Below are 16,970 nucleotides of genomic sequence, written 5' to 3'. Positions count from 1 at the left end.
AGGCGGCAGACTGCCGGGCCCATCCTGGCCCGGCAGCAAGGGACATGGAGGCGCTTACCGGGGAGGACAAGACCCCGGCCGGCGATCCTTCAGTCCGCCTGGCGGCGCAGGAACGCCGGGATGTCCAGGTAATCGTTGGGCAGTTCGGCAGCGGCCGGGCTCGACGACGACGGGGCTGAGGGGGCCACGGTGTCGGCGCTGGGACGACGCAGGCCCAGGCCCATGCCGCCCACGGCCTTGGACACGGCGTCGCCGCCCGTGTCGAAATCGCCGAACTCCGGCTGGCCGGTGGTGGCATTGCGGACCAGCTTGATCGGCGCGCGCTCGCCCGGACGCTGGGTCTTGGAGGCCACCGCACGGTTCAGGCCGGTGGCCACCACGGTGACGCGGACCTCGTCCTGCATGTCCGGGTCCAGCACGGTACCGACCACCACGGTGGCGTCTTCGGACGCGAAGCCATCGATGGTGCGGCCGATCTCGTCGAACTCGGCCATGGTGAAGTCGGCGCCGGCGGTGATGTTGACCAGGATGCCGTTGGCACCGGCCAGGTTCACATCGTCCAGCAGCGGGTTCTGGATGGCGGCTTCGGCGGCGGCCTGGGCGCGGTCATCGCCACGGGCGGTGCCGGTACCCATCATCGCCAGGCCCATTTCGGACATGACGGTGCGCACGTCGGCGAAGTCGACGTTGATCAGGCCCGGGCGCACGATCAGGTCGGCGATGCCCTGCACGGCGCCCTGGAGGACGTCGTTGGCGGCACGGAAGGCCTGGATCATGGTGGCGTTGCGGCCCAGCACGGTGATCAGCTTTTCGTTCGGGATGGTGATCAGCGAGTCGCAGTGCTGGCTCAGTTCCTCGATGCCCTTCAGCGCGACCTGCATGCGGCGGCGACCTTCGAACGGGAACGGCTTGGTGACCACGGCCACGGTCAGGATGCCCATCTCCTTGGCCAGCTGTGCCACCACCGGTGCAGCGCCGGTCCCGGTGCCACCGCCCATGCCGGCGGTGATGAACACCATGTCCGCACCCTGCAGGGCGTCCATGATGCGCTCGCGGTCTTCCAGCGCGGCCTGGCGGCCCACTTCCGGATTCGCGCCGGCGCCCAGGCCCTTGGTGACATTGGTACCCAGCTGCAGCTGCAGCTTGGCACCGCAATTCTTGATGGCCTGCGAGTCGGTGTTGGCGGTGATGAATTCCACGCCGTCCACGCTGGTGCTGACCATGTGCGCCACGGCGTTGCCGCCGCCGCCGCCCACGCCGATCACCTTGATCACCGCATTGGGTGCCATCTTCTCAATCAGTTCGAAATGCGCCATGTCCGTGTCCTCGTTATATCCGCTTCTGGTTGGCATGGGCGCGTTGGCGTCCTGCCATTGCGCTGCATGTTGCCGTTGCGGCTGTGTGGGTTGTGTGTTGCTTTTTTTGTTGCGCCGGCGGGGGCCGGTTTGAAGCCAGCCGACTGACCGTCGGCTCTACTGCACTTGCAACCAGCAGGGGGCCGGTTGAAGCAGATTCCGTTGCGTCAGAATTCGCCGCGGAACCACGTCTTTACCTTGTTGAAGAGACTGCCTGCGCGCCCGGTGGGCAGCGACGGGCGGCGTGGATGCTCGATCTGGCTGCCCATCAGCAGCAGGCCTACGCCGGTGGCATGCACCGGGTTGCCGACCACTTCGCCCAGCCCGGTGACGTGCTGCGGGATGCCCACGCGCACCGGCATCTGCAGCATTTCCTCGGCCAGTTCGACCACGCCTTCCATCTTCGAGGCGCCGCCGGTCAGCACCATGCCGGCGCGCACCAGTTCCTCGAAGCCGGAACGGCGCAGTTCGGCCTGCACCATTTCGAAGATTTCCTCATAACGGCCCTGCACCGCCTGGGCCAGCGCGTGCCGCGGCATCCGGCGCGGCGGACGATCGCCGACGCTGGGCACCTGGATGCTTTCCTCGGCGGTGGCCAGCTGGGCCAGGGCACAGGCGTAACGCACCTTGATCTGCTCGGCTTCCGGGGTCGGCGTGCGCAGCATGTGCGCGATGTCGTTGGTGACGTGGTCGCCGGCGATCGGCAGCGACGCGGTGTGGCAGATCGCGCCCTGCACGAACACGGCCAGGTCGGTGGTGCCGGCGCCCATGTCGACCAGCACCACGCCCAGTTCGCGCTCGTCGGCGGTCAGCACGGCCACGCTGGAGGCCAGCGAGGACAGCACCAGGTCATCCACCTGCAGGCCGCAGCGCTGCACGCACTTGCTGATGTTGGCCGCGGCCGACTGCGCGCACACCACCAGGTGCGCATGCACCTCCAGGCGCACGCCGGTCATGCCGACCGGGTTGCGGATGCCTTCCTGCGAATCGTCCAGCACGTATTCGCGCGGAATCGCGTGCAGGATCTTCTGGTCGGCCGGGATCGCCACCGCCTTGGCCGCATCCAGCACGCGGTCCAGGTCGCCCCAGGTCACTTCACCGTCGCGGATCGGCACGATCCCGGGCGAATTCTTGCACTGCACGTGGTTGCCGGAGATCGAGGCATACACCGAGCGGATCTCGCAGCCGGCCATCAGCTCGGCCTCTTCGACCGCGCGCTGGATCGACTGCACGGTCGATTCGATATCCACCACCACGCCGCGCTTGAGGCCGCGCGATTCGTGCGAGCCGATGCCGATGACCTCGATCGGATTGCCCGGCGAGTACTCGCCGACCAGCGCCACCACCTTGGAGGTGCCGATGTCCAGACCGACGATCAGTGATTTGTCACCCTTGCGATTCATGTCCTGTCCTGCGTGCTGTGCGCCACATTGGCCGGCGCGGCCGCGGCCGGGGTACCCCAGCTCAGCGTGAAACCATTGGTATAGCGGAGGTCGGCGCGTTCGATCGGCACCTGCTGGTTGGCCAGCTGCGGCAGCACGCGCACGAAGCGCTGCAGGCGCGAGCGCGCGTCGTCGCGGCCGACCACCACTTCGGTGCCGTTGCTCAGCTGCAGCGACCAGCTGCCGCGTGCGTCCATGCTGACCCGGGTCACGTCGACCCCGGCCGGCGCGAACAGCGCGCGCGCATCGTTGTACAGCGCCACCACTTCTTCGGTCTGGGTATCCGGGCCGTCCAGGTCGGGCAGCTTCAGGTCCTGCAGCTTCTGCGGGGTGGCGAACAGCTTGCCCTGCTCGGACAGCAGCCGGTCCTTGCCCCAGCGCGCGAACGGCTTGTGCTCGACCAGGGTGATTTCCAGCACGTCCGGCCACTGCTTGCGGACCTGCGCGCTTTCCACCCACGGCAGGGTTTCGATCGCGTCCTGCGCGTCCTGCAGCTTGACCGCGAAGAAGCCGGACTTCGCATACGGCAGCACCACCTGCTGCAGCTGCTCGGCCGGAACCCGCTTGAATTCACCATGCACGCGCAGCTTGGCCAACGGCCAGCGTTCGGCACCGACCCAGCCGTTGAGCACCGCCACCACGGGCAGCGCCACCAGCGACAGGGCCAGCAACCAGACGAAGATGCGCAGCACCGCGTTCATGCGTGGCGTGCCTCCACGTTGCCGAAGCCGGCCGGCAGGGTCTGCTCCAGCACGCGCCAGACCAGCTCCTCGAAGCCGATGCCGGCCTGGCCGGCCGCCTTGGGCACCAGCGAATGGCTGGTCATGCCCGGGGCGGTGTTGACCTCGAGCAGGTAGAAGCGGCCACTGGCGCGGTCGCGCATCACATCGACCCGGCCCCAGCCACGGCAGCCTGCGGCGCGGAACGCGTCCAGCGCGATGCGGCGGATCTCCAGCTCGTCCTCGCCGTCCAGGCCCGGGCACAGGTACTGGGTGTCATCGGCGATGTACTTGGCGTTGTAGTCGTACCACTGGCCCTTGGGCACGATGCGGATCGACGGCAGCGCCTGGTCGCCGAGGATGCCCACGGTCAGTTCGTCGCCCACCACCATCTGTTCCATCAGCAGCTGACCGTCGTAGCGCGCGGCCAGGGCGACGGCGTCGTCCAGGCCGGCGTCGTCGGTGACCCGGCTGATGCCCACGCTGGAGCCTTCGTTGGCCGGCTTGACCACCACCGGCAGGCCGAGCTCGGCCGCGCTGGCGTGCACGTTTTCCGCGGTGACCTTGCGGTACTGCGGCGTGGGCAGGCCCAGCGCGAGCCAGACCTGCTTGGTGCGGATCTTGTCCATGCCCAGCGCCGAGCCGAGCACGTCCGAACCGGTGTACGGCACGCCGAAGGCTTCCATCAGCCCCTGCACGATGCCGTCCTCACCGCCACCGTTGTGGCCGTGCAGGATGTTGAAGACGCGGTCGAAACGCTTTTCCACCAGCGCCAGCGCAAGCGCCGGAATGCCGTCCACGGCGGTGGCGTTGACCCCGCGCGCGCGCAGCGCCTCGATCACGTTGCGGCCCGAATCCAGCGACACCTCGCGTTCGCTGGAGGTACCGCCCAGCAGCACCGCCACGCGGCCGAACACGGCCGGGTCGGTGGTGCGCAGCGGCGGGAAGGTCAGCGCGCTCATGCCTGCGCCTCGCTGCTGAACCCTTCCACGGCAAGCTGGGTGGCCACCGCGCCAATGTCGCCCGCCCCCATCATCAGCAGCAGGTCGCCGTCCTGGAGCACATCGGGCAGCACGCTGGCCAGTTCGGTGGCCTTGCCCACCACCACCGGTTCGCTGCGGCCGCGGGCGCGGATGGCGCGGGCCAGCGCATGCGAATCGGCGCCGGCAATCGGCTCCTCGCCGGCCGGGTACACCTGGCACAGCACCAGCGCGTCAACGCTGGAGAGCACCGCGGCGAACTTGTCGAACTGGTCGCGCGTGCGGCTGTAGCGGTGCGGCTGGAAGGCCACGACCAGGCGCTTGTCGCTCCAGCCGCCGCGGGCGGCGGCGAACACCGCCTCCAGTTCGCTGGGGTGGTGGCCGTAATCGTCGATGACCCGCACCCTGGCGCCGGTGGCGGTGGTGACTTCGCCCAGGTCGTTGAAGCGACGGCCGACGCCGGCGAAGCTTTCCAGCGCGCGCGCGATGGCGTCCGGAGCCACGCCCAGCTGCCAGCCCACTGCGGCCGCGGCCAGGGCGTTCAGCACGTTGTGGCGGCCCGGCAGGGCCAGCACCACGTCCTGGCTGGTGCCCTGCGGCAGGCGCAGGGTAAAGCGCATGCGGGCGCCGTCCTGGACCACGTTTTCGGCACGCACGTCGGCGTGCGCGCTCATGCCGTAGCTCATCACGTGGCGCGGGGTCTGCGCGGCCAGCGCGGCCACTTCCGGGTCGTCGATGCACAGCACCGCCAGCCCGTAGAACGGCAGGCGCTGCAGGAATTCGGCGAACGCCGCCTGCACCCGGGCGAAATCGTTGCCGTAGTTTTCCAGGTGGTCGGCGTCGATGTTGGTGATCACCGAGACCAGCGGATTCAGGCGCAGGAAGCTGCCATCGCTCTCATCGGCTTCGGCCACCAGCCACTGCCCGCTGCCGAGCTTGGCATTGGCGCCGGCCGCCAGCAGCTGCCCGCCGATGACGAAGGTCGGATCCAGCCCGCCCTCGCTCAGCACCGCGGCGGCCAGGCTGGTGGTGGTGGTCTTCCCGTGCGTGCCGGCCACGGCGATGCCGCGGCGGAAGCGCATCAGTTCGGCCAGCATCGCCGCACGCGGCATGATCGGAATGCGCTGGCTGCGCGCTTCCATCAGCTCCGGGTTGTCCTCGCGGATCGCGCTGGAGACCACCACGCAGTCGGTTCCCAGCACGTTGGCGGCCGAATGGCCGCGCATCACGCGCGCGCCCAGCCCGGCCAGGCGGCGGGTGGCGGCGTTGTCGGCGTTGTCCGAACCGGACACCTCATAGCCCAGGGTCAGCATCACTTCGGCAATACCGCTCATGCCGGTGCCGCCGATGCCGACGAAGTGCACGCGCGGGAAGGCGCGCACCAGGTCATTGGTGTCGTGAAGGCGGCGGATCATGCGCGGCCTCGCGTTGCGGTGTTCATTTGGATTCCTCGAGGATGATGTCGGCGATGCGCTCGGCGGCATCGACCTTGGCCAGCGCACGCGCGGCAACCGCCATCTGCATGCGACGGGCGGGATTGGCGGCCAGGTCGCGCAGCACGTGCTGCAGCTGCAGGGCGAGCGCGTCGTCCTGCTTCAGCAGCACGGCCGCGCCACGCTCGACCAGGTATTCGGCATTGCGGGTCTGGTGGTCGTCCACCGCCGCCGCGAACGGAACCAGCACGCTGCCGACGCCGGCCGCGCACAGCTCGGCCAGGGTCGACGCGCCGGAACGGCACACCACCAGGTCGGCCCAGCCGAAAGCGTCGGCCATGTCGGCGATGAACGGCTGCACCTGCGCGGCAACGCCAGCGTCCTGGTACGCCTGCAGCGCTTCGGCATGCAGCTTTTCACCGCTCTGGTGGCGCACCTCGACGGCGACCTCGCCGGCAATGGCGGCCAGTGCCTTGGGCACGGCGTTGTTGAGCGCGCGTGCGCCCTGGCTGCCCCCCAGCACCAGCAGGCGCAGCGGCCCGTGGCGGTCGGCCAGGCGCTGTTCGGGGGCGGAAATCGCGGCGATCTCGGCACGCACCGGGTTGCCCACCGCTTCCTCGCGCTGGGCGAAGCTGCCCGGGAAGCCGGTCAGCACGCGCCGCGCAAAGCGCGACAGCACGCGGTTGGTCAGGCCCGGCGCGCGGTTCTGTTCGTGCACCAGCAGCGGCAGGCCGTGCAGGCGCGCGGCCAGGCCGCCCGGACCCGAGGCGAAGCCGCCGAAGGCGATCACCGCGCGCGGATTGCGGTCGCGGATCAGGAAGCCAGCGGCGCGCACCGCGCGCAGCAGGCGCCCGGGTGCGGTCAGCAGGGCCAGCTTGCCCTTGCCGCGCAGGCCGCTGATCGCCAGCGTGTCGATGTGGAGGTCGTGCTGCGGCACCAGGCGGGTTTCCATGCCGCCTTCGCTGCCCAGCCAGGTCACCGGAATGCCGCGCGCGCGCAGTACCCGGGCCACGGCCAGGCCGGGGAAGATGTGGCCACCGGTACCACCGGCCATGATCAGCACCGGGCGCGGAGAGGTCTGGGCGCTCATCCCATCCTCCCCAGGGTCGGTTCGATGCGCTGCTGCATGCGGCTGGTGCCGCGCGGCGCGCTGTCCCGATGCGCCGGTGCCGGCGTCGCGGCGCTGGCGCTGGCGCCGGCGCTGGCCGGTGCCGCGACCGGTGCGGCCTCGTCCAGGTCGGCAGCCCCCATGCGCACGGCCTGGCGGCGCTCGGCGCGGTCCAGTTCGTAGGACACGCGCAGCAGCAGGCCCATCGCCACGCAGGTCATCAGGATGCTCGAGCCGCCCGAGGAGATCAGCGGCAGGGTCAGGCCCTTGGTCGGCAGGATCCCCAGGTTCACGCCGATCGAGACGAAGCTCTGCATGCTCACCCACAGGCCGATGCCGAAGGCGATGTAACCGGAGAAGTGGCGCTTCATTTCCACGCAGCGCATGCCGATCCAGAACGCGCGCCCGGCCAGCAGGGCATACAGCGCCACGATCAGGCAGGTGCCGACGAAGCCCAGCTCCTCGGCGGTGACCGAAAAGATGAAGTCGGTGTGCGCCTCGGGCAGGTAGTACAGCTTCTGCACCGAGTTGCCCAGGCCGACCCCGGTCCATTCGCCGCGGCCCACCGCCATCAGCGCGTTGGAGAGCTGGTAGCCGTCGCCCTGCTGGTCGGCCCACGGGTCCCAGAACGAGGTGATGCGGCGCATGCGGTAGGGTTCGATGATCGCCAGCGCGCTCATCGCCACCAGGCCGAACACGATCGGCATCGACATGCGCGGCAGGTTCACCCCGCCCAGCACCAGCATGCCGGCGGTGATCGCCAGCAGCAGGGTCGAGGAACCGAAGTCGGGCTGCAGCAGCAGCAGCACCACCAGCGCGCCGGCCACGCCCAGCGGCTTGAGCATCGCCGGCCAGGTCGCATTGACCTCGTCGCGGAAGCGCACCAGGTAACTGGACAGCCACACGATGTACAGCACCTTCACCGCTTCGACGGTCTGGAACTTGGAGAACCCCAGGTTGATCCAGCGCCGCGCGCCGTTGACGCTGCTGCCCAGGCCGGGGATGAACACCACCACCAGCAGCGCGAAGCAGCCCAGCAGCAGCATCTGGTTGTACTGCTCGATGCTCTTCAGCTCGGTGCGCATGGCGATGGCCGCCAGCACGATGCCTACCGCCAGGAAGATGAGGTGGCGGTTGAGGTAGTAGAACGGGCTGCTCATCAGCGCGATCGAGCTCGACGCGACCATCACCACGCCCAGCCCGGTGAGCGCGATGATCGCGCCCAGCAGCCACTTGTCGAAGTGGCCTCCGATGGCTTCAAGGCGGGTTGCCTGGCGCGACAGGTCGTTCATCAGCGCACCTTCAACGTGGCCAGGCCGATCAGCACCAGCACCACCGAGATGATCCAGAAGCGCACGATCACGCGCGGCTCGGGCCAGCCCTTCAGCTCGAAGTGGTGGTGGATCGGCGCCATGCGGAACACGCGCTTGCCGGTCCGCGTGAACGAGGCGACCTGGATCATCACCGACAGCGTTTCGATCACGAACACGCCGCCCATGATCACCAGCACCAGCTCCTGGCGGGTGATCACCGCGATGGTGCCCAGCACCGCACCGAGCGCCAGCGCACCGATGTCGCCCATGAACACCATCGCCGGGTAGGTATTGAACCAGAGGAAGCCCAGCCCGGCGCCGGCGATCGCCGCGCAGATGATCACCAGTTCACCCGCGCCGGGGATCTGCGGGATCTGCAGGTAATTGGAGAACACCACGTTGCCCGACGCATAGGCGAACACGCCCAGTGCGCAGGCCACCAGCACGGTCGGCATGATCGCCAGGCCGTCCAGGCCGTCGGTCAGGTTGACCGCGTTGGAGAAGCCGACGATCCAGAAGTAGGCGATGGCCACGAAGCTGATCCCGGCCAGCGGCAGCGCCACCGACTTGAACATCGGGATGTAGAAGGTCAGCGCCGCCGGTACGTCGGCGGTGTAGAACAGGAACAGGCCGGCAGCCAGGCCGAAGATCGACTGCAGCAGGTACTTCCAGCGCGACTTCAGTCCATTCGGGTCGCGCCGCACGATCTTGATCCAGTCGTCGTACCAGCCGATCGCGCCGAAGCACAGCATCACCGCCAGCACCACCCACACATAGCGGTTGCGCAGGTCGGCCCACAGCAGCACCGACAGGGTGATGGTGAGCAGGATCAGCGAACCGCCCATGGTCGGGGTGCCGGCCTTGGAGAAGTGGGTCTGCGGACCGTCGGTACGGATCGGCTGGCCGCCCTTGAACTGGGCCAGCTTGCGGATCATCGCCGGGCCCAGCCACAGCGACAGGAACAGCGCGGTAAGCGCGGCAAGAATGCCACGCAGGGTCAGATAGCCGAACAAGCCGAACAGGCTTTCCAACTGCTGCAGCCATCGGGCCAGTTCAAGCAACATGGGGGGTTTCCTCTCCTCGCGCCAGCAGCGCTTTCACAATCTTGTCCATGGCGCTGCCGCGCGAGCCCTTGACCAGGCAGCGCAAGCCAGCATGCAGTTCATCGGCCAGCGCCGCGGCCAGCGCGTCGTGGCTCTGGAAGTGGCGCCCGCCTTCGCCGAAGGCCTGCGATGCGGCCGCGCTCAGCGTGCCCAGCGTGTACAGGCGCTTGAGCCCCGCCTCGCGTGCGCGCCGGCCGGCCTGCGCGTGCAGCGCCTCGCCGTCTGGACCCAGTTCGCGCATGTCGCCCAGCACCAGCCAGCCTTCGTCGGGGCTTGCAGCCAGCGCATCGATGGCGGCGGCCAGCGAACCGGGGTTGGCGTTGTAGCTGTCGTCGATCAGCACCGCGCCACCGGGCAGGCGGTGCGCGATCTGGCGTCCGGGTACCGGCTCGGCGCGGGCCAGGCCGGCGGCGATGCTGTCCAGGCCGATGCCGGCCGCCAACGCCAGCGACGCCGCCGCCAGCGCGTTGCTGATGTTGTGCCGGCCGGGCAGCGCCAGCGCGATGCTGACCGCACCGCTGGGCGCGACCAGGGTGAACTGGCTGCCCTCGGCGGTCGGTCGGATCGCCTGCGCGGTGACGTCCGCACTGTGGTCCAGCGCATAGCGCAGCACGCGGCTGCGCGGCGGCTGGCCGACGATGTGCTGTTCGAACCACGCGCCAAAGGCGTCGTCGGCGTTGATCACCGCCACGCCGTCGACCGGCAGCGCGGCATAGATGGCGCCCTTGGTGCTGGCCACGCCCTGCAGGCTGCCCATCCGCTCCAGGTGCGCCGGCGCGATGTTGTTGACCAGCGCGTACTGCGGGCGCGCGATGTCGGTGAGGTAGGCGATGTCGCCCGGCTTGCCGGCACCCATCTCGTAGATGGCGAAGTCGGCGTCTTCCGGCGCATCGATCACCGCCAGCGGCAGGCCGATCTCGTTGTTGCGGTTGCCCGGGTTGGCATACACCACCGCGCCACGTTCGCGCGCGACCTGCTCCAGGATCGCCAGCAGCAGGCTCTTGACGCTGGTCTTGCCGTTGCTGCCGGTGATGGCGAACACCGCCGCGCTGCGGTCGCGCTGCATGCCGGCCGCGATGCGGCCCAGCGCATGTTCGCTGTCGCCGACCACGATCTGCGGCACGGCCACCTCGAGCAGGCGTTCGACCAGCATCGCGCTGGCCCCGCGGGCCACCGCGTCGGCGGCGAAGTCATGCCCGTCAAACCGCTCGCCGCGCAGGGCGACGTACAGGCTGCCCGGCGCCAACGTGCGGGTGTCGTTGCTGATGGCGTCGATGGCGGTGTCATCGCCATGGATGTCACCCCCGGCCCAATGGGCGATCAGCGAGAGCGGCGTGCGCTTCACAGGATGGCCTCCTTGGCGCTGAGCGCGGCAGCGGCCACCAGGGTGTCGTCGAAGTCGTGCCTGACCCCGCGCACTTCCTGATAGGGCTCATGGCCCTTGCCGGCCAGCAGCACGATGTCGCCAGGACCGGCCAGCTTCACCGCCAGGCCGATCGCGCGCGCGCGGTTGCGCTGCACGGTGACCGCGTCGGGTGCAGTGAAACCAGCCAGGATGTCGGCCACGATGGCGTCGCCATCCTCGCCGCGCGGATTGTCGTCGGTGACGATCACCTGCTGGGCCAGGCGTTCGGCGATGGCCGCCATCTGCGGGCGCTTGCCCGCGTCGCGTTCGCCGCCGCAGCCGAACACGCAGAACAGCCTGCCCTGCAGGTGGCCCTGCAGGCTCTGCAGGGCCTGCTCCAATGCATCGGGGGTATGCGCGTAGTCGACCACCACGGTCGGCAGGCCGCGCTCGCCGCCGAGGCGGTTCATGCGCCCGGCGATCGGCTGCAGCTGCGACACCAGCGCGGCGATCGCCTCGGGGGCATGGCCCAGCGCGTGCAGCACGCCGGCCACGGCCAGCAGGTTGTCCACGTTGAAGCGGCCCAGCAGCGGCGACTGCACCGGGTGGCGTGCACCATCGACCAGCAGGTCGAAGGCAATGCCACGGCCGTCGAGCTTGAGCGAGTCGGCGCGCAGCGTGGCCTGCTGCGCACCGCGCGAGCTGACCCCTATCCGGGCGACACCGGCATCGACCGTGCGCAGCAGTTCGCTGCCGAAACTGTCATCCAGGTTCACCACTGCGGCCTTCAGGCCGTCGCGGTGGAACAGCTTGGCCTTGGCCGCGCCGTACTGGGCCATGTCGCCGTGGTAATCGAGATGGTCGCGGGTGAGGTTGGTGAACACCGCCACGTCGTAGTGCACGGCATCCACGCGGCCTTGGTCGAGCGCATGCGAGCTCACTTCCATGGCCACGGCCCTGGCGCCCTGGTCACGCAACTGCGCCAGCACTTCATGCATCTGCAGCACCAGCGGCGTGGTGAAGCCGGTCGGCACCACGTGGCCGTACAGGCCCACGCCGAGCGTGCCGATGCTGCCGCTGGGCGTGCCCAGCAGGTGCCAGGCCTGGGCCAGCAGCTGCACGGTGGACGTTTTTCCATTGGTGCCGGTCACACCGACCATGGTCATCGCGCGCGAGGGATGGCCGTGGAATTGATCGGCCATGCCGCCCATGCGCGCGCGCAGGCCGGGAACGGCAATGGCGTCGGCCGGTGCAGGCAGCTCCGCCGGGGCCGGTGGCTCGAACAGGATCGCGCCCGCACCCGCGGCGCGGGCCTGGTCGACGAAGCCCAGCCCGTGCGCGCCGAAGCCGGCGATGGCCACGAAGGCGTTGCCCGGGCGCACGGCGCGGCTGTCGAGCACCAGGCCGGTGATGGACGGGTCGTGGCTCAGCACCACGTCGGGAAGCAACTGCGAAAGCAACATCATCTGGCTCATTGCGTGCCTCCCTGCGCGGGCGGCACCGTGGCGTGCGCGGTAGGCAGCGCGGCATCGAATTCGGCGGCGGCGTCGGGCGCGACCACGGCCTCGGCCGGCGGCGGCGACGGCAGCGAGGCGGCGGCGTGGCCCATCTTTCCCGACTGCTGCGCGGCCAGCCAGGAATCGATGTCGTCCGGCGGCACGTCCATCAGGCGCAGCGCGCCTTCCATGACGTTGTGGAACACCGGCGCCGAGACCAGCCCGCCGTAGTACTTGCCGGCCTGCGGGTCGTTGATGACGATGACGGTGGCAAAGCGCGGGTTGCTGGCCGGCACCACGCCGGCGAACAGCGCGTTGTAGTGGCCACGCTCATACCCACCCGGGCCGGCCTTGCGCGCGGTACCGGTCTTGCCGGCCACGTGGTAACCGAGCACGGCCGCCTGCTTGGCGCCGCCCTGGGTGACCACCGTTTCCATCATCGCCACCACTTCGCGGGCGACGTTTTCGTCGATGATCTGCTTGCCTTCGTTGCGCTGGCCCTTGACGAAGGTCGGCGCGATCAGCTTGCCGCCGTTGCCCAGCGCCGAGTACGCCGTGGCGATCTGCAGGGGAGTCACGTTCAGGCCGTAGCCGTAGGACATGGTGGTCTTGGAGGAGCCGCTCCAGCGCGCCGGGCGCGGGAACACGCCGGCCGATTCGCCGGGGAAGCCACTGTGCGGCGACGAGCCGTAGCCGAAGCTGTGCACGTGGTCGTAGAACACCTGGTCGGGCATCTTCGCGGCGATCTTGGCCGCGCCGATGTTGGAGCTGCGGGTGATCACGCCGGTGACGTTGAGTACGCCGTTGTTGCGCGGCACGTCCTTGATCGTATAGCGGCCGATCGCCATGTAGCCCGGGTTGGTGTCGACCGTGGTGTCCTTGGTGACCACGCCGGACTGCAGCGCCGAGGCGATGGTCAGCGGCTTCATGGTCGAGCCGGGCTCGACCAGGTCGGTCACCGCGCGGTTGCGGCGGGTGTCCGGCGCGGCGCCTCCCACTGCATTGGGGTTGTAGGTCGGCAGGTTGACCATGGCCAGGACTTCGCCGGTCGCCACGTCCATGATCACCATCGAACCGCCGGCCGCCTTGTTCTCGATCAGCGCGTTGCGCAGCTCCTTGAACGCCAGGAACTGGATGCGACGGTCGATGCTGAGGGTCAGGTCCTTGCCCGGCTCGGCCGCGCGCAGCAGGTCGCTTTCGACCGTGTCGCCCTTGCGGTTGCGGATCACCCGCTTGGCGCCGGCCTTGCCGCGCAGCCATTCGTCGAAGGCCAGCTCCAGCCCTTCCTGGCCACGATCATCGATGTTGGTGAAGCCCAGCACGTGCGCCATCGCCTCGCCCTGCGGGTAGAAGCGGCGGAATTCGCGCTGCGAGGCCACGCCGGGAATCTTCAGCGCCACCACTTTCTCTGCGTCGTCCGGGTTGATCCGGCGGCGCAGGTACATGAACTCCTTGTCGGCCTTCTGGCTCAGCTTGGAGGTCAGGTCGTCCAGCGGCATGCCCAGCGCGGTGGCCAGCTCCGGAATGCGGTCGGGCGTGCGCATCAGCTCCTGCGGATTGACCCAGATCGAGGCGACCGGGGTCGACACCGCCACCGGCTCGCCATTGCGGTCGGTGATCATGCCGCGCGAGGTATTGATCGGCAGTTCGCGCAGGTAACGCGCTTCACCCTGGCGCTGGTAGAAATCGCTGTTGACCAGCTGCACGTAGGCCGCGCGGCCAACCAGCGACACCGAGCACAGGCCCAGCGCCAGCCCGACCCACTTCAGGCGCTGGCGCAGGTTGAAGCTGTTGCGCGTACGGTTGCGGCCGGTCTTGTTCATGGCCGCACCACCACGACATCGGCCGCTTCGGGGAACTTCATGCCCAGCCGCTCGCGCGCCACGCGGTCGACGCGGGTGGCCTCGGCCAGGGTTGCCTGCTCCAGCTGCAGGCGGCCGAATTCAATGTTCAGTTCGTCGCGGGCACGCTCCACCCGCGACAGTTCGACGAAGGTCTGCCGGTGACGGTGGCGCATGAACACCACACCGATCGCCGAGGCGATGGTGCAGGCCAGCAGCACGACCAGCAGCAGGCGGCTCATCCGGCCACCGCACGCTTTTCGGCCACGCGCAGCACCGCGCTGCGCGAGCGCGGGTTGACCGCCAGCTCGTCATCCTCGGCCTTGATCGCGCCGCCGACCAGGTCCAGGGTCGGCACGAACGCGGCCAGCTCGGGCAGGCGGCGGTTGCTTGGCGGCGCCTTGGCGTGGCGGTTCATGTACTGCTTGACGATGCGATCTTCCAGCGAGTGGAAGCTGATCACCGCCAGTCGGCCGCCCGGCTTCAGGCGCGCCATCGCCGCGTCGAGCCCGGCTTCGAGGTCGGCCAGTTCGCGGTTGATGTGGATGCGGATGGCCTGGAAGCTGCGCGTGGCCGGGTGGATCTTGTCCTTGCCACGCGGCATCACCGACGCGATCAGGTCGGCCAGCTCTGCGGTGCGGGTGAACGGCTGCTTGTCGCGGCGCGCGATGATCGCCCGCGCGATGCGGCGCCCCTGGCGTTCTTCGCCATAGGTCCAGAGCACGTCCATCAGCTCGCGCTCTTCGACGCGGTTGAGCCAGTGCGCGGCGCTTTCACCGCTGTCCGGGTCCATGCGCATGTCCAGCGGGCCGTCCTTGCCGAAGCTGAAACCACGCTCGGCCACGTCCAGCTGCGGCGAGGACACGCCCAGGTCGAACAGCACCCCGTCCAGGCCCTCGGCGGTGGCAGTCCAGTGCAGCAGGTCGGCGAAGCTGCCACGGAAGATCGAGACACGCGGGTCCGGCGCGAAATCGCGCTGCGCTACCGCGATGGCTTCCGGATCCTTGTCCATGACCAGCAGCCGGCCTCCAGGACCGAGTTGCTCGAGCACGCCGCGGGCGTGGCCGCCACGACCAAACGTGCCATCGAGATACGTTCCGTTTTCGATCACCCTCAGGCCGTCCAGGACCTGCGTGTACAGGACCGGCAGGTGGCCCGCCGGCGACTGCGACACCGGAAGGTGACCGGCCTGCGCGCCTCCGCGCATCCGGGCACCCCGGCTCACAACTTCAGGTCGAGCAACCCATCGCCCAGATCCCCGTCAGACAAGGTCTGCTGGATCAATGCGCGATGAGCCTGCTCGCTCCACAATTCAAATTTGTCGCCCATGCCGAGCAACACCGCCTTCTTTTCAATGCCAACGGCACCGCGGTGGCTGGCCGGAATACTGATGCGACCGTTGCCGTCCAGCTCCAGATGCGCGGCCGAACCGACCAGCTTCTGTTGCAGCAGGCGCACGACGCGCTGTGTGTTGGGCTTGGCCATGACATCGTCGCGGACCCGTTCCCACTCCGCTTCGGCATACAGCCACAGGCAGCCGGATTCGAAGGGGTTGTAGGTCAGGACCAGGCGGTTGTTGCTCACGCGCGCGACCAGGTCGCGATGCGCGGTGGGAACCGCCATGCGTCCTTTGTCGTCAACCGTGATGGCCGTCTCGCCCTGAAACACGACGCGTACACCTTTCCTTCGCCTGGATGAAACATTGAACCACGAAAAACCACAAAAAACCCGGTTTCTCCTCTGTTGCCCACCTTAGCAGCGGCAATGGGGTTGTCAACAGTTTTGCGAAGCGGAAATCACCTTGGACATCAAGGGCTTGCAGCAATGTTTAGAGACTTGTTCAAGGCTTATCCACAAGTTGCTGTTTCGTCTCAATTTTTGAGATTGGGTCGAAGTTCAGGCCTGTGCAGGGGGTGTGAAAGCCTGCCCCGCATTCAGTCCGCGCCGGGTCGCGGCCCACCTCCCACTGCGCAGATTCGGCACAATGGCGGCATGTGTCTGCTCGCCCTGGCCTGGAAGGTCCACCCCCGCTGGCAGTTGCTGATGGTCGGCAACCGCGACGAGTTCCATCAGCGTCCGACCGCCGCGCTGTCCGCGTGGCCGGCGCCGGACCACGGCGTGCTGGCCGGGCGCGACCTGCGTTCGGGCGGCACCTGGGCCGGCGTGGGTGCCGATGGCCGCATGGCGGTGGTCACCAACGTGCGCGATCCCCTGGCCCGGCAGACCGGCCCCTCGCGTGGGGCGCTGGTCGCCGACTACCTGCGCGCGACCACGCCGGCGGCGCACGTCGCCGACGCGCTGGCCGCCGATGCGGCCGCCTTCGCGCCGTTCAACCTGTTGCTCGCCGACCGTGACAGCTGCCAGTTCCTGGGCAACCACCCGCTACGACGGCAGGCCCTGGGGCCGGGCATCCATGGCATGTCCAACGGTCCGCTGGACGCGCCGTGGCCGAAAACGCTGGCCTTGAACGCCGCGCTGCAGGCCTGGGTCGATGCCGGCCGCGACGACCTGTCGCCGTTGTGGGCGGCGTTGGCCGACGAAACCCGGGCCGACGACAGCCGCCTGCCCGACACCGGGATCGGCCTGGAGCGCGAACGCTGGCTGTCGCCGGCGTTCATCCGCAGCGCCGACTACGGCACCCGGGCCAGCACCGTGATCGCGCTGGACGCCAAGGGAAACGGCTTCATCCGCGAACGCCGCTTCGACCCCGCGGGCGCCTGCATCGGGGACACCGCGCTCAGCGTCGGCGCTGCCGCAGCACAGCCCAACCCCGCTGCCGGGTGAACGCCAGTGCACGCATCGACGTGCACCGCGCATCGATCCGTGCGCCCGCCC

Annotated in this window: 14 protein-coding genes and 1 pseudogene; 1 reads left to right on the top strand and 14 read right to left on the bottom strand. The window is 69.0% G+C overall.

Annotated features, from left to right (window positions below):
- Positions 1-89: 89 nt before the first annotated feature.
- The 14 genes and pseudogenes from ftsZ to ACIGII_RS01420 all read right to left on the bottom strand — a co-directional run bounded on the left by ftsZ (position 90) and on the right by ACIGII_RS01420 (position 15,803).
- Positions 90-1,316 carry a cell division protein FtsZ gene (gene ftsZ / locus ACIGII_RS01485; RefSeq protein ID WP_399635420.1) on the bottom strand — a complete coding sequence of 409 codons (1,227 nt, stop codon included), beginning with the start codon at positions 1,314-1,316 and terminating at the stop codon, positions 90-92.
- A gap of 206 nt (positions 1,317-1,522) precedes the next feature.
- The gene (gene ftsA, locus ACIGII_RS01480; protein ID WP_399635422.1) at positions 1,523-2,758 is read right to left on the bottom strand and encodes a cell division protein FtsA; all 1,236 of its coding nucleotides are present in this window, start codon (positions 2,756-2,758) and stop codon (positions 1,523-1,525) included.
- Between the two features lie 62 nt (positions 2,759-2,820).
- Positions 2,821-3,498, bottom strand: a pseudogene (locus tag ACIGII_RS01475) (cell division protein FtsQ/DivIB); the annotation flags it as partial.
- Positions 3,495-4,478 (bottom strand): D-alanine--D-alanine ligase, encoded by a 984-nt coding sequence (locus ACIGII_RS01470; RefSeq protein ID WP_399635424.1) that lies wholly within the window; start codon positions 4,476-4,478, stop codon positions 3,495-3,497. The pseudogene ACIGII_RS01475 and the gene ACIGII_RS01470, both read right to left, overlap by 4 nt.
- The gene (gene murC / locus ACIGII_RS01465) at positions 4,475-5,911 is read right to left on the bottom strand and encodes a UDP-N-acetylmuramate--L-alanine ligase (RefSeq protein ID WP_399635426.1); all 1,437 of its coding nucleotides are present in this window, start codon (positions 5,909-5,911) and stop codon (positions 4,475-4,477) included. The genes ACIGII_RS01470 and murC overlap by 4 nt, the downstream gene beginning before the upstream one ends.
- Before the next feature lie 22 nt (positions 5,912-5,933).
- Positions 5,934-7,019 (bottom strand): undecaprenyldiphospho-muramoylpentapeptide beta-N-acetylglucosaminyltransferase, encoded by a 1,086-nt coding sequence (gene murG, locus ACIGII_RS01460; RefSeq protein ID WP_399635429.1) that lies wholly within the window; start codon positions 7,017-7,019, stop codon positions 5,934-5,936.
- The gene (gene ftsW / locus ACIGII_RS01455) at positions 7,016-8,329 is read right to left on the bottom strand and encodes a putative lipid II flippase FtsW (protein ID WP_399635430.1); all 1,314 of its coding nucleotides are present in this window, start codon (positions 8,327-8,329) and stop codon (positions 7,016-7,018) included. Before ftsW ends, murG begins: the two co-directional genes overlap by 4 nt.
- On the bottom strand, positions 8,329-9,414 hold the full coding sequence (gene mraY, locus ACIGII_RS01450) for a phospho-N-acetylmuramoyl-pentapeptide-transferase (protein ID WP_399657380.1): 1,086 nt from the start codon (positions 9,412-9,414) through the stop codon (positions 8,329-8,331). Before mraY ends, ftsW begins: the two co-directional genes overlap by 1 nt.
- A complete protein-coding gene (gene murF / locus ACIGII_RS01445) occupies positions 9,404-10,798 on the bottom strand; it encodes a UDP-N-acetylmuramoyl-tripeptide--D-alanyl-D-alanine ligase (RefSeq protein WP_399635435.1) in 1,395 nt (464 codons plus the stop codon). The genes mraY and murF overlap by 11 nt, the downstream gene beginning before the upstream one ends.
- Positions 10,795-12,273, bottom strand: coding sequence for a UDP-N-acetylmuramoyl-L-alanyl-D-glutamate--2,6-diaminopimelate ligase (locus ACIGII_RS01440; protein WP_399635437.1), 1,479 nt, complete (start codon positions 12,271-12,273; stop codon positions 10,795-10,797). The genes murF and ACIGII_RS01440 overlap by 4 nt, the downstream gene beginning before the upstream one ends.
- Positions 12,270-14,117, bottom strand: a complete 1,848-nt coding sequence (locus ACIGII_RS01435) for a peptidoglycan D,D-transpeptidase FtsI family protein (protein ID WP_399635439.1) — start codon at positions 14,115-14,117, stop codon at positions 12,270-12,272. The genes ACIGII_RS01440 and ACIGII_RS01435 overlap by 4 nt, the downstream gene beginning before the upstream one ends.
- A complete protein-coding gene (ftsL, locus tag ACIGII_RS01430; protein ID WP_068849221.1) occupies positions 14,114-14,377 on the bottom strand; it encodes a cell division protein FtsL in 264 nt (87 codons plus the stop codon). Before ftsL ends, ACIGII_RS01435 begins: the two co-directional genes overlap by 4 nt.
- Positions 14,374-15,342, bottom strand: a complete 969-nt coding sequence (gene rsmH / locus ACIGII_RS01425) for a 16S rRNA (cytosine(1402)-N(4))-methyltransferase RsmH (protein ID WP_399635441.1) — start codon at positions 15,340-15,342, stop codon at positions 14,374-14,376. The genes ftsL and rsmH overlap by 4 nt, the downstream gene beginning before the upstream one ends.
- A gap of 14 nt (positions 15,343-15,356) precedes the next feature.
- The gene (locus ACIGII_RS01420; protein ID WP_214905328.1) at positions 15,357-15,803 is read right to left on the bottom strand and encodes a division/cell wall cluster transcriptional repressor MraZ; all 447 of its coding nucleotides are present in this window, start codon (positions 15,801-15,803) and stop codon (positions 15,357-15,359) included.
- Between the two features lie 324 nt (positions 15,804-16,127).
- Between ACIGII_RS01420 and ACIGII_RS01415 the strand changes: the two genes are divergently transcribed.
- On the top strand, positions 16,128-16,919 hold the full coding sequence (locus ACIGII_RS01415) for an NRDE family protein (protein WP_399635445.1): 792 nt from the start codon (positions 16,128-16,130) through the stop codon (positions 16,917-16,919).
- Positions 16,920-16,970: the final 51 nt, after the last annotated feature.

Origin of the sequence: Stenotrophomonas sp. NPDC077420 (assembly GCF_044543385.1) — a bacterium.
Classification (GTDB): domain Bacteria; phylum Pseudomonadota; class Gammaproteobacteria; order Xanthomonadales; family Xanthomonadaceae; genus Stenotrophomonas.
The sequence above is the reverse complement of the archived record's forward strand: the minus strand, read 5'-3'. Positions and strand labels throughout refer to the sequence as shown.

What these genes read in the sequence shown, in the direction of transcription:
- ftsZ (WP_399635420.1), bottom strand. Translation starts at nt 1,316, where the DNA reads ATGGCGCATTTCGAACTGATTGAGAAGATGGCACCCAATGCGGTGATC.
- ftsA (WP_399635422.1), bottom strand. Translation starts at nt 2,758, where the DNA reads ATGAATCGCAAGGGTGACAAATCACTGATCGTCGGTCTGGACATCGGC.
- ACIGII_RS01470 (WP_399635424.1), bottom strand. Translation starts at nt 4,478, where the DNA reads ATGAGCGCGCTGACCTTCCCGCCGCTGCGCACCACCGACCCGGCCGTG.
- murC (WP_399635426.1), bottom strand. Translation starts at nt 5,911, where the DNA reads ATGATCCGCCGCCTTCACGACACCAATGACCTGGTGCGCGCCTTCCCG.
- murG (WP_399635429.1), bottom strand. Translation starts at nt 7,019, where the DNA reads ATGAGCGCCCAGACCTCTCCGCGCCCGGTGCTGATCATGGCCGGTGGT.
- ftsW (WP_399635430.1), bottom strand. Translation starts at nt 8,329, where the DNA reads ATGAACGACCTGTCGCGCCAGGCAACCCGCCTTGAAGCCATCGGAGGC.
- mraY (WP_399657380.1), bottom strand. Translation starts at nt 9,414, where the DNA reads ATGTTGCTTGAACTGGCCCGATGGCTGCAGCAGTTGGAAAGCCTGTTC.
- ACIGII_RS01440 (WP_399635437.1), bottom strand. Translation starts at nt 12,273, where the DNA reads ATGAGCCAGATGATGTTGCTTTCGCAGTTGCTTCCCGACGTGGTGCTG.
- ACIGII_RS01435 (WP_399635439.1), bottom strand. Translation starts at nt 14,117, where the DNA reads ATGAACAAGACCGGCCGCAACCGTACGCGCAACAGCTTCAACCTGCGC.
- ftsL (WP_068849221.1), bottom strand. Translation starts at nt 14,377, where the DNA reads ATGAGCCGCCTGCTGCTGGTCGTGCTGCTGGCCTGCACCATCGCCTCG.
- rsmH (WP_399635441.1), bottom strand. Translation starts at nt 15,342, where the DNA reads ATGCGCGGAGGCGCGCAGGCCGGTCACCTTCCGGTGTCGCAGTCGCCG.
- ACIGII_RS01415 (WP_399635445.1), top strand. Translation starts at nt 16,128, where the DNA reads ATGTGTCTGCTCGCCCTGGCCTGGAAGGTCCACCCCCGCTGGCAGTTG.